22 protein-coding genes are annotated in these 19390 nt (G+C 73.7%); 13 read left to right on the top strand and 9 right to left on the bottom strand.

Going from position 1 to position 19390, the window contains the following annotated elements:
* Positions 1-6 precede the first annotated feature (6 nt).
* The 3 genes from ACIBFB_RS00270 (at position 7) to ACIBFB_RS00280 (ending at position 2223) form a co-directional block, all read left to right on the top strand.
* Complete coding sequence (locus tag ACIBFB_RS00270; RefSeq protein ID WP_397224501.1) at positions 7-447, top strand: VOC family protein; 441 nt, start codon at positions 7-9, stop codon at positions 445-447.
* Between the two features lie 99 nt (positions 448-546).
* Positions 547-912 carry an antibiotic biosynthesis monooxygenase family protein gene (locus tag ACIBFB_RS00275; RefSeq protein ID WP_397224503.1) on the top strand — a complete coding sequence of 122 codons (366 nt, stop codon included), beginning with the start codon at positions 547-549 and terminating at the stop codon, positions 910-912.
* Positions 913-993: 81 nt separating this feature from the next.
* Positions 994-2223 (top strand): benzoate/H(+) symporter BenE family transporter, encoded by a 1230-nt coding sequence (locus ACIBFB_RS00280; protein WP_397224505.1) that lies wholly within the window; start codon positions 994-996, stop codon positions 2221-2223.
* 148 nt (positions 2224-2371) lie between these two features.
* Here the strand turns inward: ACIBFB_RS00280 and ACIBFB_RS00285 are convergent, their stop codons facing one another.
* The 4 genes from ACIBFB_RS00285 to ACIBFB_RS00300 form a co-directional block, all read right to left on the bottom strand.
* On the bottom strand, positions 2372-2797 hold the full coding sequence (locus tag ACIBFB_RS00285) for an Hsp20/alpha crystallin family protein (protein WP_397224507.1): 426 nt from the start codon (positions 2795-2797) through the stop codon (positions 2372-2374).
* A 138-nt stretch (positions 2798-2935) separates the two neighbouring features.
* Positions 2936-4528 (bottom strand): BCCT family transporter, encoded by a 1593-nt coding sequence (locus ACIBFB_RS00290; RefSeq protein ID WP_397224509.1) that lies wholly within the window; start codon positions 4526-4528, stop codon positions 2936-2938.
* Between the two features lie 308 nt (positions 4529-4836).
* Positions 4837-5661: an aldo/keto reductase gene (locus ACIBFB_RS00295; protein ID WP_397224511.1), complete on the bottom strand. Its 825-nt coding sequence runs from the start codon at positions 5659-5661 to the stop codon at positions 4837-4839.
* A gap of 63 nt (positions 5662-5724) precedes the next feature.
* Positions 5725-6735, bottom strand: coding sequence for an NADP-dependent oxidoreductase (locus ACIBFB_RS00300; RefSeq protein ID WP_397224516.1), 1011 nt, complete (start codon positions 6733-6735; stop codon positions 5725-5727).
* A 256-nt stretch (positions 6736-6991) separates the two neighbouring features.
* Between ACIBFB_RS00300 and ACIBFB_RS00305 the strand changes: the two genes are divergently transcribed.
* The 3 genes from ACIBFB_RS00305 (at position 6992) to ACIBFB_RS00315 (ending at position 9203) form a co-directional block, all read left to right on the top strand.
* The gene (locus ACIBFB_RS00305) at positions 6992-8011 is read left to right on the top strand and encodes an endonuclease/exonuclease/phosphatase family protein (RefSeq protein WP_397224518.1); all 1020 of its coding nucleotides are present in this window, start codon (positions 6992-6994) and stop codon (positions 8009-8011) included.
* 10 nt (positions 8012-8021) lie between these two features.
* Complete coding sequence (locus ACIBFB_RS00310; protein WP_397224520.1) at positions 8022-8675, top strand: HAD-IA family hydrolase; 654 nt, start codon at positions 8022-8024, stop codon at positions 8673-8675.
* A gap of 69 nt (positions 8676-8744) precedes the next feature.
* On the top strand, positions 8745-9203 hold the full coding sequence (locus ACIBFB_RS00315) for a GNAT family N-acetyltransferase (RefSeq protein WP_397224523.1): 459 nt from the start codon (positions 8745-8747) through the stop codon (positions 9201-9203).
* Here the strand turns inward: ACIBFB_RS00315 and ACIBFB_RS00320 are convergent.
* Positions 9184-9786: a TetR/AcrR family transcriptional regulator gene (locus tag ACIBFB_RS00320; protein ID WP_397224526.1), complete on the bottom strand. Its 603-nt coding sequence runs from the start codon at positions 9784-9786 to the stop codon at positions 9184-9186. The two genes, ACIBFB_RS00315 and ACIBFB_RS00320, sit on opposite strands and share 20 nt — an antisense overlap.
* A gap of 51 nt (positions 9787-9837) precedes the next feature.
* Here ACIBFB_RS00320 and ACIBFB_RS00325 point away from each other — a divergent pair, with 51 nt between their 5' ends.
* The 3 genes from ACIBFB_RS00325 (at position 9838) to ACIBFB_RS00335 (ending at position 11938) form a co-directional block, all read left to right on the top strand.
* The gene (locus ACIBFB_RS00325; protein WP_397224528.1) at positions 9838-10311 is read left to right on the top strand and encodes a GNAT family N-acetyltransferase; all 474 of its coding nucleotides are present in this window, start codon (positions 9838-9840) and stop codon (positions 10309-10311) included.
* A gap of 68 nt (positions 10312-10379) precedes the next feature.
* Positions 10380-10985 (top strand): isochorismatase family protein, encoded by a 606-nt coding sequence (locus tag ACIBFB_RS00330; RefSeq protein ID WP_397224531.1) that lies wholly within the window; start codon positions 10380-10382, stop codon positions 10983-10985.
* Positions 10982-11938 carry a GlxA family transcriptional regulator gene (locus tag ACIBFB_RS00335; protein ID WP_397224533.1) on the top strand — a complete coding sequence of 319 codons (957 nt, stop codon included), beginning with the start codon at positions 10982-10984 and terminating at the stop codon, positions 11936-11938. The genes ACIBFB_RS00330 and ACIBFB_RS00335 overlap by 4 nt, the downstream gene beginning before the upstream one ends.
* On the opposite strand, the gene ACIBFB_RS00340 is transcribed toward ACIBFB_RS00335, so the two are convergent.
* Positions 11886-12839 (bottom strand): cupin domain-containing protein, encoded by a 954-nt coding sequence (locus tag ACIBFB_RS00340; protein WP_397224535.1) that lies wholly within the window; start codon positions 12837-12839, stop codon positions 11886-11888. The two genes, ACIBFB_RS00335 and ACIBFB_RS00340, sit on opposite strands and share 53 nt — an antisense overlap.
* A 90-nt stretch (positions 12840-12929) precedes the next feature.
* Here ACIBFB_RS00340 and ACIBFB_RS00345 point away from each other — a divergent pair, with 90 nt between their 5' ends.
* Together ACIBFB_RS00345 and ACIBFB_RS00350 are read left to right on the top strand one after the other, a co-directional pair.
* Positions 12930-13754: an NmrA family transcriptional regulator gene (locus ACIBFB_RS00345; protein ID WP_397224537.1), complete on the top strand. Its 825-nt coding sequence runs from the start codon at positions 12930-12932 to the stop codon at positions 13752-13754.
* A gap of 268 nt (positions 13755-14022) precedes the next feature.
* On the top strand, positions 14023-14985 hold the full coding sequence (locus ACIBFB_RS00350; RefSeq protein WP_397224539.1) for an arsenic resistance protein: 963 nt from the start codon (positions 14023-14025) through the stop codon (positions 14983-14985).
* 24 nt (positions 14986-15009) lie between these two features.
* On the opposite strand, the gene ACIBFB_RS00355 is transcribed toward ACIBFB_RS00350, so the two are convergent.
* A complete protein-coding gene (locus ACIBFB_RS00355) occupies positions 15010-15357 on the bottom strand; it encodes a MerR family transcriptional regulator (protein ID WP_397225395.1) in 348 nt (115 codons plus the stop codon).
* 57 nt (positions 15358-15414) lie between these two features.
* On the opposite strand from ACIBFB_RS00355, the gene ACIBFB_RS00360 reads away from it, so the two are divergent.
* Complete coding sequence (locus ACIBFB_RS00360; RefSeq protein ID WP_397224540.1) at positions 15415-16185, top strand: alpha/beta fold hydrolase; 771 nt, start codon at positions 15415-15417, stop codon at positions 16183-16185.
* A gap of 7 nt (positions 16186-16192) precedes the next feature.
* Here ACIBFB_RS00360 and galE read toward each other — a convergent pair whose 3' ends face one another.
* The gene (galE, locus tag ACIBFB_RS00365; RefSeq protein WP_397224542.1) at positions 16193-17173 is read right to left on the bottom strand and encodes a UDP-glucose 4-epimerase GalE; all 981 of its coding nucleotides are present in this window, start codon (positions 17171-17173) and stop codon (positions 16193-16195) included.
* Between the two features lie 147 nt (positions 17174-17320).
* The gene (locus ACIBFB_RS00370) at positions 17321-17824 is read right to left on the bottom strand and encodes a TspO/MBR family protein (protein ID WP_397224544.1); all 504 of its coding nucleotides are present in this window, start codon (positions 17822-17824) and stop codon (positions 17321-17323) included.
* 165 nt (positions 17825-17989) lie between these two features.
* Here ACIBFB_RS00370 and ACIBFB_RS00375 point away from each other — a divergent pair, with 165 nt between their 5' ends.
* Positions 17990-19330 (top strand): VWA domain-containing protein, encoded by a 1341-nt coding sequence (locus ACIBFB_RS00375; protein WP_397224546.1) that lies wholly within the window; start codon positions 17990-17992, stop codon positions 19328-19330.
* The last annotated feature ends 60 nt before the right edge of the window (positions 19331-19390 follow it).

Below are 19390 nucleotides of genomic sequence, written 5' to 3' on the forward strand. Positions count from 1 at the left end.
TCCACCGTGAAGCAGCAGGTCCACTTCATCACCCTCGCCACCGCCGACCTCGACGCGGCCCGGTCCTTCTACTGCGACGGCCTCGGCTGGCAGCGACTGCTGGACGTGCCGGGCGAGATCGTCTTCTTCCAGATCGCGCCGGGCGTGGTGCTGGGGCTGTTCGACGCCGAGAAGTTCGACCGCGACCTCGGCGGCGCGGCGGGCGTGACCGGGACGACCGGCGCGTCGGGGGTGACGCTGGCGCACAACGTCGACGGCCCCGAGGAGGTGGAGGAGACCGTGGCGCTGATGCTCGCCGCGGGCGGGACGGTGCTCAAGCGCCCCCAGCGCGGAGAGTTCGGCGGCGTCTTCCACGCCCACGTGAAGGACCCGAACGGGGTGGTGTGGGAGATCGCGCACAACCCGGGGTGGCGGATCGACGAGAACGGCGACGTCGTCTTCGGCTGAGCCGCGCGGTGCGTGCGGCGGACGCGCGCCCCGGCCGCGCGTTCCCCGCGGGCTGCCCTAGGTTGGGCGGTACGGACCGAGTCACCGTGGAGGTCGCCCATGAGCAGTGTCGTCAAGTTCAACGTCCTGACCGTCCCCGAGGGGGCGGGAGCCACCCTGGAGGAGCGCTTCGCCCAACGGGCCGGGCTCGTGGAGAACCAGCCCGGATTCGAGGAGTTCCAGCTGCTCCGGCCGGTCGAGGGCACCGACCGGTACCTGGTCTACACCCGCTGGCGGTCGGAGGAGGACTTCCAGAACTGGGTGAACAGCCAGGACTTCAGGCGCGGACACGCCCAGGCCGCCCGGGAGTCCGGACAGACCGGGCACGGGCACGGGCACGGCGGCGAGGGCGCGGCGAAGCCCGCCGCGACCGGTAGCGAGCTGTGGGGCTTCGAGGTCGTCCAGCGGGTTCCCGGCACGGCCTGACCGCCCGTTCGCCCGGGGCCGGAGCCCGACGGCCGGACCCGGGCGAACGCCGTGGCGGACCGCACGTCAGGATGGTCCGTCATGAGGAACCTTGTCCGCCGCGTCCGGTCGGTCGCGCCGCTGTCCGCCGTCTCGGCCGGTCTGATCTCGGTCATGGTCGGGGTGAGCAGTTCCGCGGCGATCGTGTTCACCGCCGCCGAGACCGCCGGAGCCACCTCCGCGGAACTCGCGTCGTGGATGCTGGCGCTGGGCGTGGGCATGGCGGTCACGTGTGTCGGGCTGTCGCTGCGGCACCGGGCCCCGATCGTGACCGCGTGGTCCACGCCGGGCGCCGCCCTGCTGGTGGTGGGTCTGGACGGGGTGACGATGCCCCAGGCGATCGGCGCCTTCCTGTTCTCGGGGGCGCTGATCGCGCTGAGCGGTGTGACGCGGTGGTTCGAGCGGGTGATGGACCGCATCCCGGTCCCGCTGGCGTCGGGGCTGCTCGCGGGCGTGCTGTTGCAGTTCGGCGTCGGGTTGTTCACCAGCATGGAGGGCGACGTCACCGTCGTGGTCGCGATGTTCGCGGCCTACCTGGCGTGCCGCCGGTGGCTGCCCCGGTACGCGGTCATCCTGTCCCTGGCGGCGGGCGGAACGGTGGCGGCGGTGGAGGGAACGCTGGACCTCGGCGGGGTGCGCCTGGAGGTGGCGCGGCCCGTGTTCGTGACGCCGGAGTTCTCGTGGCAGGTTCTCGTGGGCGTGGGCCTGCCGCTGTTCGTGGTGACGATGGCGTCGCAGAACCTGCCGGGGGTGGCGGTGCTGCGGGGGGACGGTTACCGGGTGCCGGTCTCGTCCGTCGTCGGGTGGACCGGTGCGGCGAACATGCTGCTGGCGCCGTTCGGGTGCTACGGGATGAACCTGGCCGCGATCACCGCGGCGATGTGCACGGGGCCGCAGGCACACCCGGATCCGGAGCGGCGCTATCTGGCGGGCGTGTGGGCCGGGGTGGCCTACCTGTGCGTGGGGGTGTTCGGCGCCACCGTCGCGACGCTGCTGGCGGCCCTGCCGTCGACGCTGGTCCTGGCGACCGCGGGGCTCGGCCTGCTGGTCACGATCGGCGGCTCGCTGGCCTCGGCGGTCGGGGACGAGCGGTCCCGCGAGGCGGCGGTGGTGACCTTCCTGGCGACCGCGTCGGGGTTCACGCTGCTCGGGGTGGGATCGGCCTTCTGGGGGCTGCTCGCCGGAGTGCTGACGCTGGTCATGACGAGCTCCTGGCGTCGCCGTACGCGGGACGGCGCCACCGACGAGGCGCGGGTCCCGGCCGAGGGGTGACCCGCTCGCCCCCGGCGGCGGGGACGCGGCGAAGCCCGCCGCGACCGGTGGCGGGCCGCGGGCCTTCGAGGTCGTCCAGCGGGCCTCCGGGACCTGGCCGCGCACGCGGGGCCGGACGGTCGGGTCCGGCCCCTGGCGGGCGTGGCGCTCAACCCTTGATCTGCCGTGCCCCCGCACCGCCGGTGATGCTGATCCTGCGCGGCTTGGCCTGCTCCGCCACCGGAACGCGCACGGTGAGGACGCCGTCCGCGTAGTCGGCCGACAGGTTCTCCGTGTCCAGCTCCTCGCCGAGGTAGAGCTGCCGCGAGAAGTTCCCCGCGGGCCGCTCGGCCACGACCGCGTCGCTGCCCTCCGGGATCGACAACCGGCGCTCCGCCCTGCAGGTCAGGACGTTCCGCTCGATCTCCAGGTCGATGGAGTCGGCGCGGACGCCGGGCAGGTCGAAGTGCACGACGAACTCGTCGCCCTCGCGGTAGGCGTCGATCGGCATGACGGCCGGGTGCATCACGTCACCGAGGAGACGCTGGGTGATCCGGTCGAACTCCTGGAACGGGTCGGTACGCATGAGCATCATGACGACCTCCAAGATCCTGAAGCGTGTCGTAGTGACCTCATGTCCTCTTCCTTCCAGGCTCACGCGTCGGGCTCACCGGAGTCAAGGCGGCAAGGCGGTGAACACGGCGGGCGCGCGCCGGTGTCCGCCACGGGTCCGTCAGGGCGGGCCCTCGCCGCCGGGCCGTCGCCGCCGCCGCACCGACAGCGGGCGCACCCTCGCCGAACCCGCCACGGTCTCCCGTCTGAGGGAGCGGAGAAGGGCCGCCATCATGACGAAGGCGATGACGAAGAACGGCAGCCCGAACACGATGATCGTCTGTTGCAGGGCGTCCAGTCCGCCGACGCCGGAGGCGGTGAGCACGGTGGCGGCCACCACCCCCTCGGCCACGCCCCAGAAGACGCGCTGCCGCGTGGGGTTCCGCGCCGTCCCCGAGCACAGCATGTCCACCACCAGGGACGCCGAGTCGGAGGAGGTGGTGAAGAAGATGACCACGATGACGATCGACGCCGCCGACAGGAACACCGTGAGCGGATAGTGCTCCAGGAAGGCGAACAGGGCCCCGGGCAGGTCCTGCTCGACGACCACCGCCTGGACGAGTCCTCCGCCGCCGTGCATCTCGATGTCGAACGCGGACAGCCCGAACACGCTGAACCACACGATGCTGAACGCGGTCGGGATGAACAGGACCCCGACCACGAACTCGCGGATCGTGCGCCCCTTGGAGACGCGGGCGATGAAGATGCCCACGAACGGCGACCAGGTGATCGTCCAGGCCCAGTAGAAGACGGTCCAGGAGCCCTGCCATCCCGTGTCGCCGAAGGTGTCGTTCCAGAACGACAGCGGGACGAGCGCCTCCAGGTACACGCCCGTGGTCTCGATGATCCCGCGGGCGAGGAACACCGGTGAACCCATCACGAAGACGTAGACGAGCAGCGTCACAGCCAGGACGATGTTGAGGGTCGACAGCCACTTGATGCCGATGTCCAGACCGGAGGCCACCGACGCCACGGCGATGCACGTGACGACACCGATGAGCACGACCTGGGTCAGCCGGGTCTCCGGGATCCCGAACAGCTCGTTCAACCCGCTGTTGATCTGCATCGTGCCCAGACCGATGGTGACCGCCACCCCGAACAGGGTGCCCAGGACGGCGACGATGTCCACGGTCCGCCCGACGGGTCCGTGGATGCCGTCGCCGATGAAGGGGTGCAGGACCGAGCTGACCCGGAACGGCAGGCCCTTCCGGTACACGAAGTAGGCGAAGGCGAGCGCGGGCAGGCAGAAGATCGTCCAGGTGTGCAGGCCGAAGTGGTAGAGCGTGAAGCCCATGGCCTGCCGGGCCGCCTCCACCGACTCGGGGGCCACGTCCCCGCGGGGCGGGTCCGCGTAGTGGCTGATCGGCTCGGCGACGGCCCAGAACATGAGGATGCTCCCGATCCCCGCCGCGAACAGCATGCAGAACCAGATGAAGTCGCCGTACTCCGGCTCGCTGTCCTGGGGCCCGAGCCGGACGTGTCCGTACCGGCTGAGCGCGATCCCGATGAGGAAGACGAGAAACGTCGTGACGCCCAGGATGTAGAGCCATCCGAGGTTGGTGAGAATCCAGTCGGACACCGCGCCGAACGCCCTGTCGACGGCGTCGGTGAAGACGATCGCGGACACCACGAACAGGATGGCCAGCGCGGCGGAGACGGCGAAGATGACGGGGTCCGTCCGCAGCCCCAGCCGCGCTGTCACTTTTTCGATCATTCTGTGCTCTCTGGTGTCCGTGGCCCGCTCCACCGCGCCGGAGCGGATTTCGCCTGCCGCTCCGACCTCGCACGATACAACGGACGGGGGAAAAGGGGACCGGCACCGTTCCGACGCTCCGGCGTCGCGTGCGTTCTTTCCCGACCCACCGAAAGACACACGGGGAAATCTCCCGCCCTTTTCGCACGAGGGCCTGTTTCCGGAGAAATCATCTATTTCTGGGATGATTTCTCCGGACAGGCCCTGTCCTTCGCGGCGCGACGGCCGTCGCGGTGGAGGGCGACGGGCGGCGGGACGCGCGGGCCCCGTCAGGCCCGGTTGAACGTGGCCGGGTCCGGGCCGATCCGGCCGTCGCGGTCGAGCGAGGAGACCGCCGCCATGTCGTCGGCGCCGAGCTCGAAGTCGAAGACGTCGATGTTCTCGCGGATGCGCTCCGGCGTCACGGACTTGGGGATCACGGCGTTGCCGAGCTGGAGGTGCCAGCGCAGAACGACCTGCGCGGCGCTCTTGCCGTGCCTGTCCGCCAGCGCGGTCAGGACGGGGTCCTCCAGCAGCCCCCTGCCCTGGCCCAGCGGGCTCCAGGCCTCGGTGAGGACGCCGTGCGCGGCGTTGGCGGCGCGCATCGCGTTCTGGGCGAGGTAGGGGTGCAGCTCGATCTGGTTGACCGCCGGGACGACGTCGGCCTCGGCGGCCAACCGGTCCAGGTGGTCGGCCGTGAAGTTGGAGACGCCGATCGACCGGGCGCGCCCCTCGGACCGGATCCGCTCCAGCGCCCTCCAGGTCTCGGTGTACAGGCCCCGTGCCGGGGTCGGCCAGTGGATCAGGTACAGGTCGACGTACTCCGTGCCGAGCCGGTCGAGGCTGGCGTCGAAGGCGCGCAGGGCCCGGTCGAAGCCCTGGTCGTCGTTCCACAGCTTCGTGGTGAGGAACAGGTCCTCGCGGGGCAGGCCCGCCTGCGCGACGGCCCGGCCCACGCCCGCCTCGTTGGCGTAGAGCTTGGCGGTGTCGATCGAGCGGTATCCGGCCTCCAGCGCGGTGGCGACGGCCTTCTGGGCGTCGTCGTCGGAGACCTGCCAGACGCCGAAACCGAGTTGCGGCATGGTGTGGCCGTCGTTCAGCGTGACGTTGCGCATGTGTGCCTCTCGTGGGTGCGGTGCGGGACGGTCGGGCCCGGGGCCCGGACCCGGCCGTCGCGGTCAGGATCCCAGGCGCACCAGCATCTTGCCGGTGTTGGCGCCGCGCATCATGTCCAGGAAGCCGTCGACGGCGTGGTCGATCCCCTCGACGACCGTCTGCTCGGCGCGCAGGGAGCCCTCGGCCAGCCAGGCCGCGGCGCGCTGGGCGTACTCGCCGAACAGGTCGTAGTGGTCGCCGACGATGAACCCGCGCAGCGTGAGCCGCTTGCCCACCGCGAGGAAGAGGTTGTCGGGACCGGGCACCGGCTCGGTCGCGTTGTACATGGAGATGGCCCCGCACAGCGCGATCCGCCCGTGGGTGCGCATGGCGCCGACGGCGGCGCGCAGGTGGTCGCCGCCGACGTTGTCGAAGTAGACGTCGATCCCGTCCGGGGCGGCCTCGGCCAGCTGGCCCTCCAGGTCGCCCTCGCGGTAGTCGATCGCGGCGTCGTAGCCGAACTCCTCCAGCAGGCGGCGCTTCTTCTCCGGTCCGCCCGCCGAGCCGACGACCCTGGAGGCGCCGAGCCGGCGCGCGATCTGTCCGGCGAGGCTGCCGACCGCGCCCGCCGCGCCCGAGACGAACACGACGTCGCCCTCCTCGACCGGGGCGATCCGGGTCAGACCCGCGTACGCGGTGAGACCGGTCATGCCCAGAACGCCCAGGTAGGCCTCGGCGGGCGCCCGGTCGGCGTCGACCACGCGCACCGCGTCCGCGTCGAGCAGGGCGTACTCGCGCCAGCCGCCCATGTGCAGGACGGTCGCGCCGACGGGGACGGCGTCGCTGCCCGAGGCCGTCACGGTGCCGATCGCGCCGCCCTCCATCGCCTCTCCCAGACGGAAGGGGGGCACGTAGGACTCGGCGTCGTTCATCCTCCCGCGCATGTAGGGGTCGACGGACATCCAGTCGTTGCGGACCAACACCTGGCCCGGTCCGGGGTCGGCGACGGTGGTCTCGGCCAGGGAGAAGTCCCCGGGCTTGGGCTCGCCGACCGGGCGCGCGACGAGACGGACTTCCCTGCTGGTGACGGACATGGTGCTTCCTCTTACCTCTGACCTGGCATTCCGACGTACGCGGCCGAGGTCGCGCACCCGCCCACAGTAGACCGCTCTCTGATCACATGACCAATAGAAATGCCTGGGAAGGTCATAGGTTTTCCGATGGGTCCCCTGAGAGCGGAGTGCACCGCCGTGCTCCGCGCCGCGCGGGGGCGAACCTTCGCGGGCCCGGTGTGATCCCATGGGCGTCGAGGGGTGACAGTCCCCACGGGACCACGGGGAGGACGGGGCGATGGACGGTGCGCGGACGGGGGGACCCGGCCCGATGGCGGTGCGCGGGGCCTCCGAGCAGCGCGGGAGCGCGGCCGTGACCGCGGCGGTGGCGGTCGTCGCGGCGCTCTTCGCGCTGTTCGCCGCGGTCCGGCTGTTCGGGTGGGAGCGCGGGTATCCGCTCGTGCCGATGCTGGCCTTCACGCCCTACGTGCTGGCGGCCGGGCTCGCGGCGGCGGTCGGCGCGGGTCTGCTCCGCAGGTGGGCGCCGTGCGCGGTGCTGCTCCTGGCGGTGGCCGTGCTGGCGGCGGCGGTGGCGCCGCGCGCGGTGCCCTTCGGGACCACCGGAGCGGGCGGGCCAGCGCTGCGGGTGCTGACGCTCAACACACTGGCGGGCAACGTCGACCCCGCCGACGTGGTGGCGCTCGTGCGCGACCGCGACGTGGACGTCCTGGCCCTGCAGGAGACGACCCCCGCGCTCGTCGACGGCCTGACCGCGGCCGGTCTGGACGCACTCCTGCCGCACGCCGTCGACCACTCCTCCTACGACGTGTCGGGAAGCAGCGTCCACGCGGCCTTCCCGCTGTCCGACCTGGGCGACCCCGGGCGGGAGTCCGGCGGGTTCAACATGGCGCACGCGGGGGCGGCGGTGCCGGGCTTCGACGCGGACGTGGAGGTGGTGTCGGTGCACCCGGTGCCACCGCTCAGGCCGGACACCGTGCCGCGGTGGCTGGCGGGGCTGGCGGCGCTGCCGGAGGCGCGGGGGGCCGGGACCGTGCGGATCCTGGCGGGGGACTTCAACGCCACACTCGACCACGCGCGGATGCGCGCGGTCCTGGACACCGGGTACGTCAGCGCCGCACGCGTGGCCGGGGCCGGGTTGACCGGCACCTGGCCGGCCGACGGCCCGGTGCCCAGGGTCGCCATCGACCACGTGCTCGTGGACGCGAGCGCGGGGGTCGCGGAGGTCGAGGTGCTGGACGTGGACGGCACGGACCACCGGGCCGTGCTCGCCGAGGTGTCGCTGCCCGCGGGGCGGTAGGGTTCCGCGCGTGCGCGGCGACGGGGCGGAGGGACGTGTGGGCGGATACGGCGGGGCGACCGTGCTGTTCGACCTGGACGGGGTCCTGGTCGACTCGGGGGCGAGCATCGTCGGCGGGCTCACCGCGTGGGCCGAGGAGCGCGGCCTGGACGTGGACGAGGTGCTGCGGTACCACTCGGGGCGCACCGACCTCGGCCTGGCCCGCCTCGTGGCCCCGCACCTGGATCCGGAGACGGAGGCCCATCGGATCCAGGCCCACGAGGTGGCGCGGGCCGAGGACGTCACGGCGATGCCGCACGCCCGGGAGCTGCTCGCGGCGCTCGACGGGCGCGGCCGGGCGTGGGGGATCGTGACGTCCGGCGGCGACCTGATCGCGCACGCCCGTCTGGAGGCGTCGCGGCTGCCGGTTCCGGACGTCCTGGTGACCGCGGACCAGGTGGCGGAGGGCAAACCGGACCCCGAGCCGTATCTGCTCGGCGCCGAGCGCATGGGGGTCGACCCCGGGTGCTGCGTGGCGGTGGAGGACTCCCCGGCCGGGGTCAGCGCCGGTCGGGCGGCCGGGATGCCCGTGGTGGCGGTGGCCTCGACCCACACCGTCGGGGAACTGGCGGAGGCCACCGTGGTGGTGGCGGACCTGCGGGAGGCCGCCAGGCTCCTGGTGTGAGGAGCGGGGCGCGGCGCACCGAATTCGGGCGTTTCGCTACTTTTGCACCACCCGAGACGAGGAGGACCCGTGCCCGAACGCGTCACCTTCACCCCCGCCCGCGCCGAGGACGTCCCGGCGATCCTCGCCCTGCTCACGGACGACCCCCTGGGGGCCGGACGCGAACACGGCGACGACCTGGCCCCCTACCTGGCCGCGTTCGAGGCCATCGACGGGGACCCCGGCGAACTGCTCATGGTCGGCCGCCGCGACGGACGGGTGGTCGCCACGTTCCAGCTCTCCTTCGTCCCCGGCCTGTCCCGGGGCGGGGCGACGCGCGCCCAGATCGAGGCCGTCCGGGTGCACGCCGACGAGCGCGGCGACGGCGTCGGCGCCGACCTCATGGCCTGGGCCGAGCAGGAGGCGCGCCGACGCGGGTGCGCGCTGCTCCAGCTGACCTCGGACGCCTCGCGCCAGGACGCCCACCGGTTCTACGAGCGCCTGGGGTACGCGCCCTCGCACGTCGGGTTCAAGAAGCTCCTGGGCTGACGGTGAGCGCGGGCGGCGGCCCGCCGCCCGCCGCGAAGTGCCCGCGCACGGCCGCGCCGACGCGGTCGGCGTCCCCGGTGGCGAGCAGGTCGAGCAGACCGCCGCGCAGGACCGCGAGGGCGCGCGTACGGCGGGCCTCCCCGACCGGCGTGTCCCGCTCGTCGTCGGACTGCGCGCCAGCCAGAAGGGAGAGCCAGTCCCGGACGGTCGCCTCGGCGAACTCCGCCCACGGGCCGGTCGCGTCGACGAGCGAGCGGGCGTAGCCCTCGACCCACAGCGTGAGCAGCGCGCGGTGCTCCTCCGCGGCCAGCCACTCCCACACGCTCAACGCGGCCGTGTCCAGGTCGGCCGCGCGCACGCGCGCCAGCATGTCCAGTTCGTCGGCGCGCGCCCGTTCCAGCAGGGCGCGGATCAGCCCGTCCTTGCTGCCGAAGAGGTACAGGAGCACCCGGGGGCTGGAGCCGACGGCGGCGGCCAGCGGGCGCAGCGACAGATCGGCCAGTCCGTGCTCCAGCGCGTACCGGTAGGCGGCCTCGAGCAACTCCACCTGACGCGGCGAGGGGGTTGGTTCTGTGCTGTTCACGGTCCTAGACTAAAGTCACTGAAACACTTGTGTCAGTAGCATGGAGGTTCCATGAGCAGCGAGATCCGTCCCCTCGGCCGCCCCGGGGACCTGGGCTGGGTCGTCATGGCGCACGGCGAGGCCTACGCCGCGCAGTTCGGCTGGGGCCGCGACTTCGAGGCCCTCGTCGCGCGGATCGCGGCCGACCACGACCCGGAGACGGGCGGCGCGTGGATCGCCGAGGCCGACGGCGAGCGCGCGGGCTGCGTCTTCTGCGTCCCCGGGGACGAGGAGGGCACCGCCAAGCTCCGCGTCCTGCTGGTGCTCCCCCACGCGCGCGGCCACGGGCTCGGGGCCCGCCTGGTCGACCGGTGCGTGGAGTGGGCCCGCGCGTCGGGGTACGAGCGCGTGTCGCTGTGGACCAACGACGTCCTCACCAGCGCGCGGCGCGTCTACGAGGCCGCCGGGTTCGTGCTGGTCGACCAGGAGCCGCACGACCTGTTCGGGAAGGACCTCGTCGGCCAGACCTGGGTGCTGCGACTGTGACCGGATCGGTCCGGCCACGGCCCCGATCGTGTCTGTCGCGGTCCGGGTCCGGCTGACACGATCGACGCATGGCACACGCACTCCTCGTCATCGACGCCCAGAAGTCCTTCCTCCAGCGCGAGAGCTGGACCGCCGCCTCCGACCCGAACGTGGCCGACCGGATCTCCGCACTGGTCGACCACGCCCGCGACCGGGGCGACCTGGTGGTCTGGGTCCTGCACGTCGAGCCCGGCAGCGGCACCGTCTTCGATCCCGAACGCGGCTTCGTCGAGCTCATGGACGGGCTCGTGCCGCGTGACGGCGAGCCGGTCCGCACCAAGACCGTGCACAACGCGATGACCGGGGCCGACCTGCACGGATACCTGACCGAGCGGGGCGTGGACGAGGTCACCGTCTGCGGCGTGCGCACCGAGCAGTGCTGCGAGACCACCGCCCGGGTCGCCTCCGACCTCGGCTACCGGGTGACGTTCGCGGTCGACGCCACCGCCACCGAGCCGATCGAGGCCCCGGGGTCCCCCGCCGGGCGTCCGCTGCGCGAGGTCCTCGCCGACCCCGCCACGCTGCTCCCCGACGCCGTCGTCCAGCGGACCGTGTACGCGCTCGCGGGCCGCTTCGCGCGGGTGCGCACGGTCGCCGAGATCACGGAGGAGGCAGCTACACTGACCGGATCGTGACCACCGTCGTCTTCCTCCTCACACCGGGCCTGCACCTGCTCGACCTCGCGGGCCCGGCTCAGGTGTTCTCCACCGCCGCGTCCCACCTGGGACTGGACTACCGGACCCGGTACGTCGCCGAGCACGAGGACGTCCCCACCGCGCAGGGCGTGCCCCTGAGGGCCGGGACGTCCTGGCCCGACGTGGGACCGGACGACCTGGTCGTGGTCCCGGGCTGGAGGATCGGCGACGCCCCGGTGGGCCGGGTGCTGACCGGCTCCCAGCGGCGGACCCTGACCGCGCACCACGCGGCGGGCGGCACCGTGGCGAGCGTGTGCTCGGGTGCGTTCGCCCTGGCCGAGGCGGGCCTGTTGGACGGGCGGCGGTGCACCACCCACCACGACCTCCAGGAGCAGCTGGCCCGGCGCCACCCCCGGGCGCTCGTGGTGCCCGACGTGCTGTACGTGGCCGACGGGGGCGTGGTCACCTCGGCGGGGATCGCCAGCGGCATCGACCTGGCCCTGCACCTGGTCACCGTCCGGCACGGTCCGTCGGCGGCGGCGTCGGTGGCCCGGAACATGGTCGTCTACGCGCGCCGCAACGGCGACGAGCCGCAGGCGAGCGCCCTGCTGCGGCACCGGGGGCACGTCGTGGACGTCGTGCACCGGGTCCAGGACACGATCGACGCGCGGTACCGGTCGCCGCTGCGGCTGGCGGACCTGGCGGCGGAGGCGGGGGTGAGCGAGCGCACGCTGACCCGCGCGTTCGTCTCGGCGACCGGGTTGACGCCGCTGCGCTACCAGCAGGCGCTGCGCTGGGAGCGCGCCGAGCACCTGATCGGCGCGGGGGAGACCGTGGAGGCGGCGGCGCGGGCGGTCGGGTTCCAGGACGCCCGGATGCTGCGGCGCCTGCGGTCGCGGTTCACGAGGGCACCGCTTCGACGCGCGGCCGGGAACGGTACCCGGACGGACTGACCCCCGTGTGCCTGCGGAAGGCCGTGCTGAAGGCGAAGGCACTGCCGTAGCCGACCCGTGCCGCGACCGCCTCCAGACTCAGCCCGGGGTCGGCGGTGAGCAGGTCGGCGGCCAGGGTCAGCCGCCACGTGCGCAGGTAGGTCATGGGCGGCGTGCCCACGGCCCGTTGGAAGCGGGCGGCCAGGGTGGCGCGGGAGACCGCGCAGGCGCGGGCGAGCGTGTCCAGGGTCCAGGGTTCGGCGACGCGGTCGTGCAGCAGGTCGAGGGCGTGCGCGACCACGGGGTCGCTCTGCCCGTAGAGCCAGCTGGGGCAGCGGTCGCAGTCCTCCTCCAGCCAGGCGCGCACGGCCATGACCAGCAGGGAGTCCAGGAGCCGGTCGTTGAGGCTGGCCTGGGCGACCCGGCCGGAGGTGATCTCCCGGGTCAGCAGGTCCACGAGCGCCGGGTCGACGCGACCGTTCGCCAGGACCGCCATCGGCGGCAGGGCGGCCAGGGCCAGTCGGCCGACCTCGCTGTCGTCCTCGTAGGCGCCCACGATCATCGTGTCCTCGCCGTCGGGGTCGTTGCCCCAGCTCCCGATCCCGTGCTGCATGGTCAGGCACACGTCCTCCCCCTCGGCGGACACGCACCGCTGCCCGGGAAGGATGGTGATCGCGGGGGTGCGCCCGGCGCCGTCGGAGACCGTGTACGGGTCCGGGCCGCGCATCAGCGCGACGTCGCCGGGGCCCAGGTCGGCCTCCCCGTGCGGGCTGGTCACGCGCGCCCGTCCCGAGGTGACGACGACGAGGGTGAGCGCGGCGCGGTCGCGCACCTCGATCGCCCACGGCGGGCTCATGACCGTGTGCAGGGTGCAGGCGCCCCGGGCACGGGGCCCGTCGAGGAGCTGAGTGAGGGGATCCATGCCTCCACCCTACTCCGATTCAGACGATCTCTTATGTGATCCAGCATCTGAACCATGTTCCGTCTGATCCGGCGCTGCTGTACTGAACGCATGACGACACACGAACGAGTCCTTGTCACCGGCGGCACGGGGATGACCGGCCGCCGCGTCACCGACCTCCTCAAGCAGCGCGGCGTCGACACCCGCGTCGGCTCGCGGTCGGGCGTCCCGCCCTTCGAGTGGCACGACACCGCCACCTGGGACCCCGTGCTGGAGGGGGTCACGGGCGTCTACCTCTGCTACCACCCCGACCTGGCCTTCCCCGGCGCGGCCGAGGCCGTCGCGGCGTTCGCCGCCCGCGCCGCCGGGCACGGGGTGCGCAGGGCGGTGCTCCTGTCCGGGCGCGGGGAGGACGGCGCGCTCGCCGCCGAGCGGGCGGTCCGGGACGCCTTCCCGGCCACGACCCTGGCGCGGTGCTCGGTCTTCGCGCAGAACTACTCCGAGTCCTTCTTCACCGACCAGGTCCGAGCGGGAACCACGCTCCTGCCGGTCCCGGACATCGCCGAGCCGTTCATCGACCTGGACGACCTCGCGGAGGTGGCCGTGGCCGCGCTGACCGGGGACGGGCACGCCGGGCGGACCTACGACCTGACCGGGCCCCGGTCGCTGACCTTCGCGGAGGCCGCGGCGGTCCTGTCCGAGGCGTCGGGACGGGCGGTCGGGCACCGGTCGGTCACGCCGGAGGAGTACGTCCGCGCCGCGGTGGAGGGCGGGTTCCCCGGCGAACTCGCCCAGGGCCTGGTGGAGATCTTCCAGGAGATCCTGGACGGACGGAACACCGAACCGACCGACGACGTGGCGCTCGTCCTGGGCCGCCCGGCCGGCGACTTCGCCGACTACGCCCGGCGCGCCGCCCGCACCGGCGTCTGGGGCTGATCACCCCGCCCGCACGCCGCGGGCTCCCCCGGGAGTCCGCGGCGGGGGCGGAGCCCTGGAAGCGATCCGCGTGCTCGGACGCCCACTGCCCGAACGTGCGGGCCGGTCGGCCGGTCACCTTCTCCACGGTGTCGACGACGGTCCCACTCCGCCGCCCCACAGCACCGAACCTCGACGTGCATTCAGGCCAAGGAGCCCGTGACCCGACCTCCACCGGGCACGCCCTAGTGTGGGCACCACCCGCCCGATCGCACAGGTGAGAGGCCCCGTGTCCACGTCCGAGAGGTTCCAGGGCCTGATCGTGGCCGCGGCGGCGCTGGCCGGGCTGGCCGCGGGCACTCTGTGGCCCGTCGGCGCCGCCGCGGGCCACGCGGTCCTGCCCGCCCTGATCCTGCTCCTCGTCGCGGTGTTCACCCAGGTGGACGCCGGTCAGGTCCGTGCCGCCCGCGAGTCCGGACGGGTGGTCGCGGCGAGTCTGGCGCTGAACTTCGTCCTGACCCCGGTCCTGGCCTGGGCTCTGGGGGCGGGGCTGCTCGGGGACGCCCCCGACCTGCGGATCGGGCTGCTCCTGCTGCTGGTCACGCCCTGCACGGACTGGTACCTGGTGTTCACGGGGCTGGCCCGGGGACACATGGGCGCGGCCACGGCGTTGCTGCCGCTGAACCTGGTGCTCCAGCTCGTCCTGCTCCCGGTGTACGTGCTGCTGCTGGGCGGTGAGGCGGCGAGGGTCGGCGTGGAGACCCTGGTGGGGGCCGTGCTCCTGGTCCTGGTGCTGCCCATGGCGGCGGCGGTGGCCCTGCGCCGGTCCGCCCGGTGGTGGCGCGGCCCCCTCTGGCGGGACAGGGTGCTCATGGGATGGGCCAACCGCGCGGTGCTGCCGCTGCTGTACACGGCGGTGCTGGCGATGTTCGCGTGGCAGGCGCGCACGGTGGCCGAGCACGCCGGGGACCTGGTCGGCCTGCTGCTGCCGCTGGCGGTGTTCTTCGTGGCCGCGCCCCTGGCCGCGGCGGGCGCCGCGCGCGTGCTGCGGCTGCCCGCCGACCAGCGGGTCACGCTCACCATGACGACGGTCGCCCGCAACTCGCCCGTCGCCCTGGCCGTGGCCGTGGCCGCCTTCCCCGACCGGCCGCTCATCGCGGTCGCCCTGGTGGCGGGTCCGCTCCTGGAACTGCCGGTGCTGGCGGTGCTCAGCCAGCTCGTGCGGGTGCGGCGCGCGGATCCGCCCGGCTGACGGCGGTTCCGGACCCGGCGGACGTCAGACCAGGTGCGCGGCCAGCGCGCCCCGGCGGCCCCGGAGGCGGTCGATCCGGGAGTCGAGCTCGGCCAGCTCACGGCGGATCGTGGCCAGCAGGTCCGGGCACATCTCCAGGTCCAGCGGCTCGTCGGCCCCGCCCCGCGCGCACGGCAGGACCGAGCCGATGACCTCCGTGGACAGGCCCATGTCCAGGAGCGCGCGGATGTGGTGGACGGTGCGCACCGCGTCGGGGCCGTAGACGCGGTAGCCGTTGGCCGAGCGCGTGGAGTCGAGCAGTCCCTGGTCCTCGTAGTACCGCAGCAGCCTCCGGCTCACCCCGGTCCGCTCCGACAGCTCCCCGATCAACACGACGTGCCCCGCCTCACACTTGACCTTCACACCGGTGTCATTGCCTAACGTCGCCGCATGATCGAACATTTCGCCCACACGGTCAAGGGCTCCGGCCCCGGTCTCGTCCTCGCGCACGGCGCCGGCGGAGGGATCGAGCCCAACTTCGGCCCACTGCTCGACGACCTCACCAGCACGCACACCGTCGTCGCCCCCGACCTGCCCGGGACCGGCGGCACCCCGCGCAGCGCGTCCCCGCTCGACCTGGACGCCACGGCCGACACCCTCGTGGCGACGGCCGTCGCGGCCGGGGTGGAGCGGTTCACCGTCCTCGGATACTCACTGGGGGCCGCGATCGCCGTCCGCGCCGCCACCCGGCACCCGGAGCGGGTGACCGGGCTGATCCTCACCGCCGGGTTCGCCCGGCCGGACAACCGGATGCGGCTGGCCGTCCAGGCGTGGCGGGAGCTGCTGGAGGGCGACCGGGAGCTGCTCGCGCGCTTCCTCACCTTCGTGGCGCCCAGTGACCACGTCCTGGAGGCGATGGACGCGGCGGACCTGGAGCGGGCGGTGTCCGACCTGGCCGCGTCCATCCCGGAGGGCACCCCCGGGCACGTGGACCTGGTCGGGCGCGCCGACACCACCGCCGACCTCCCCGGGATCGCGGTGCCGACGCTGGTCGTCGCCGCCGCGCTCGACCGGCTCGCGCCTCCCGCGCTCTCCCGCGCACTGGCGGACGGGATCCCCGGCGCGAGGTTCGTGGAGGTCGAGTCCGGGCACCTGGTCGCGGCCGAGGCGCCCGACGCGTGGCGGGCGGCGGTGCGCGCGTTCCTCGACGCACACCCCTGACCGGTCGTCAGAGGGCGACCGGTGCGGTGGCGGGGGTGGCCTTCCGGGCGAACTCCCAGGCGTCGGCGACGATGGTGTGGAGGTCGGAGCGCTCGGGCCGCCAGCCCAGCACCCGCGCGGCGCGCGCGGACGAGGCCACCAGAGTCGCGGGGTCGCCGGGCCGGCGCGGAGCGGGCACGGCGGGGATGGAGTGCCCGGTGACCTCGCGGCACACCTCCAGCACCCGCCGGACGGAGAAGCCCGTCCCGTTGCCCAGGTTGAGGATCTGGTGCGTGCCGGGCCGGGCGTGTTCCAGGGCCAGCAGGTGCGCCCGCGCCAGGTCGGCCACGTGGATGTAGTCGCGCACGCAGGTGCCGTCGGGGGTCGGGTAGTCGTCGCCGTGGACCGACACCGACTCCCGCTCCCCCAGCGCCGCCGACAGGACGATCGGGATGAGGTGGGTCTCGACCCCGTGCCGCTCCCCCACCCCGCGGTCGGCCCCGGCGACGTTGAAGTACCGGAGGCTGACGGCCGCCGTGCCGTGCATGCGGGCGTGCTCGGTCAGGGCGGCGTCGACGGCCGCCTTGGTGGCGCCGTAGGGGTTGGTGGGGCGGACGGGCGCGTCCTCGGTGACCGGGGTGGTCTCGGGCTCGCCGTAGACGGCGGCGGTCGAGGAGAACACCAGGCGTCCCGTGCCGGTGGCGCGCACCGCCTCCAACAGGGCGAGCGACGTGCCGACGTTGCCGTCCCAGTAGCGTCCGGGGTGGGCGACCGACTCGGCGACGACCGAGCGCGCCGCGAAGTGCAGGACCGCGTCCTGGCCCTCGGCGAGCACGTCGCCCGCGAGGTCGCGGACCGTGCCGGGCACGAGGCGGGCCCCCGGGTGGACGGCGTCGGCGTGCCCCGTCGACAGGTCGTCGAGGACGGTGACCCGGTGACCCGCCTCGACGAGCCGGGCGGTGACGACGCTGCCGACGTATCCGGCGCCTCCGGTGACCAGGATTTTCATCGGCGTTCCCCCGTGTTCGGCGCTCCACGTGCGTGACTGACCTCACCCTAGGGCAATGACCAGGGAAAACGCATTCGGAGAAAGCAGGCCATTCCCGTCGTCACCGGCGATTGCGCCCGGGTTCGGCCGCCGATCGGGCCGCACGGGTCAGGCGTTGTGGATCCACAGGCTCAGGTTGAGGGCCGAGGCGAAGGCGACCCAGAGGGCGTAGGGCGCCAGCACCAGGGACGCCGCCCGGTGCGCGCGCCAGAAGAGGACCGTCGTCACCGCCACGGCGATCAACAGCAGACAGATGTCGAGGAACGCCAGTCCGTACTGCCGGACGCCGAAGAACAGGGGCGTCCACAGCGCGTTCAGGACGAGTTGCGCCCACCACCACAGCAGGGCGGTGCGCGCGCCCCGTCCCGCCCGCCGCCACACCAGCCACGCGGAGACGCCGATCAGCGCGTACAGGACCGTCCACACCGGGGCGAACAGCCACGGCGGAGGCGCCCACGGCGGTCGTTCCAGCGAGGCGTACAGCGCCCCTGCGTCCGAGGCCGCCGCGGACCCCGCGATCGCCACCAGGTAGGACGCGCCGACGAACAGCGCCAGGGAGGGCAGTCCGCGTCCCCGGCCGTCGCGCCCACCGGAGGACGCCGTAGCTGACATGTCGCCCATCGTAACGCCACGGGACGCGGCCGGGCGGTCGGCCGCCTCGCCGCACCGGCCTCGACCGGACCCGGTGCGGCCCCCGCGTGGCCTGATCCGGCCACAGCACGGCGCGTGTCCGGCCACGTTCCTACGCTGGGGTCAGCCGACCCCCGGGAGTGCCCCATGCACCTGTCCGCGCTGTTGGACTTCGACGTCGTCCCGCTGGACACCGACGACGCCGTCTCCGTCCTGCTCGACGTCACCGCGCCCGAGCGCGAGGCGGACACCGAGCGCCCGCCCGCGACGCTCCAGGTGGTGCTCGACCGCAGCGGCTCCATGGGCGGCGGACGGCTGCGCGGGGCGGTCGAGGCCCTGCTGGCGTTGGTGGACCGGCTCGCACCCACGGACAACTTCGGGCTGGTCGCGTTCGACACCCAGGCGACCGTGGAGGTGGCGGCGGCGCCGCTGACGGACAGGGCGGAGGTGCGCCGCCGGATCGCGGCGCTCACCGCGCACGGCGGCACGGACCTGTCCAGCGGTCTGCTGCGCGGGGTCCAGGAGGCGCGCCGCGCGAGCGGCGGCCGGGGCGCCACGCTGCTGCTCGTCTCGGACGGGCACGCCAACCAGGGGGTGACCGACCACGACCTGCTCAGGCAGGTGGCGGCCGACGCCTACGGCCACGGCGTCAGCACGACGACCCTCGGCTACGGGCTGGGCTACGACGAGGCGCTGCTCGGGGCGATCGCCGACGGCGGCGCGGGCGGCGCGCTGTTCGCGGAGGACCCGGACACCGCGGGCGGGCTGATCGCGCAGGAGGCCGACTACCTGCTGGCGAAGTCGGCGCAGGCGGTGTCGCTGCGGGTCCCGTCCGGCCCGCACGTGCGGGGGGTCGAGGTGCTCGGCGAGGTCCCGTCGTCGACGCTGCCGGACGGTTCGCTCATGGTGGAGCTGGGCGACCTCTACTCGGGCGAGAGCCGCCGCCTGCTGCTGCGCGTCGAGGTGCCCGGCGTGTCGGAGCTGGGAACGGTCGCGGTCACCACCCTGGAGGCCGTCTACGTCGACCCGGCGACACTGACCACGTACACGGTAACGCTGCCGATCACGGTGAACGTGGTGCCGGGGGACGAGGCCGCGGGCAGGACACCGGCGCCGGAGGTGCGCACGGAGGAGGCGCTGCAACGCGCCCAGACCGCCAAGCGCAGGGCGGGCGAGGCGCTGCGGCGCGGGAACCGGTCGGAGGCCGCGGACATCCTGGACGAGGCGCGCCGGAACCTGCCCGCGCCGCCCCCGGGGTCGGCGGCGCACGCCGATCCGCAGGTGAACGAGCAGGCGGACGAACTCGCGCGGATGGCCCGGCGGGCGCGCCGGGACAACGCGTCGCGGACGTCGAAGTCCCTGTACGCCAGCCAGTCGGGGTACGCGCGGCGTCGGAGGTCCCAGGGCGGGGAGCAGATCCGCGGACAGGAGACCGGCCGCGACCAGTCCTTCCCCGACCAGGGGACGCCGGGGGACGCGCGGGAGTGAACCGCGAGAGGCGCGGCGGGTGAATTCACGTTCCGCGCAACAACGGGAAAGGAGAATTCA

This window comes from Nocardiopsis sp. NPDC050513, assembly GCF_044457925.1.
Classification (GTDB): Bacteria; Actinomycetota; Actinomycetes; order Streptosporangiales; family Streptosporangiaceae; genus Nocardiopsis.

Coding starts and splice junctions, on each gene's coding strand:
- ACIBFB_RS00345 (WP_397224537.1), top strand. CDS start 12,930: ATGACGACACACGAACGAGTCCTTGTCACCGGCGGCACGGGGATGACC.
- ACIBFB_RS00295 (WP_397224511.1), bottom strand. CDS start 5,661: ATGCGCAACGTCACGCTGAACGACGGCCACACCATGCCGCAACTCGGT.
- ACIBFB_RS00370 (WP_397224544.1), bottom strand. CDS start 17,824: ATGTCAGCTACGGCGTCCTCCGGTGGGCGCGACGGCCGGGGACGCGGA.
- ACIBFB_RS00275 (WP_397224503.1), top strand. CDS start 547: ATGAGCAGTGTCGTCAAGTTCAACGTCCTGACCGTCCCCGAGGGGGCG.
- ACIBFB_RS00375 (WP_397224546.1), top strand. CDS start 17,990: ATGCACCTGTCCGCGCTGTTGGACTTCGACGTCGTCCCGCTGGACACC.
- ACIBFB_RS00290 (WP_397224509.1), bottom strand. CDS start 4,528: ATGATCGAAAAAGTGACAGCGCGGCTGGGGCTGCGGACGGACCCCGTC.
- ACIBFB_RS00285 (WP_397224507.1), bottom strand. CDS start 2,797: ATGATGCTCATGCGTACCGACCCGTTCCAGGAGTTCGACCGGATCACC.
- ACIBFB_RS00330 (WP_397224531.1), top strand. CDS start 10,380: ATGGCACACGCACTCCTCGTCATCGACGCCCAGAAGTCCTTCCTCCAG.
- ACIBFB_RS00305 (WP_397224518.1), top strand. CDS start 6,992: ATGGACGGTGCGCGGACGGGGGGACCCGGCCCGATGGCGGTGCGCGGG.
- galE (WP_397224542.1), bottom strand. CDS start 17,173: ATGAAAATCCTGGTCACCGGAGGCGCCGGATACGTCGGCAGCGTCGTC.
- ACIBFB_RS00300 (WP_397224516.1), bottom strand. CDS start 6,735: ATGTCCGTCACCAGCAGGGAAGTCCGTCTCGTCGCGCGCCCGGTCGGC.
- ACIBFB_RS00340 (WP_397224535.1), bottom strand. CDS start 12,839: ATGGATCCCCTCACTCAGCTCCTCGACGGGCCCCGTGCCCGGGGCGCC.
- ACIBFB_RS00360 (WP_397224540.1), top strand. CDS start 15,415: ATGATCGAACATTTCGCCCACACGGTCAAGGGCTCCGGCCCCGGTCTC.
- ACIBFB_RS00325 (WP_397224528.1), top strand. CDS start 9,838: ATGAGCAGCGAGATCCGTCCCCTCGGCCGCCCCGGGGACCTGGGCTGG.
- ACIBFB_RS00280 (WP_397224505.1), top strand. CDS start 994: ATGAGGAACCTTGTCCGCCGCGTCCGGTCGGTCGCGCCGCTGTCCGCC.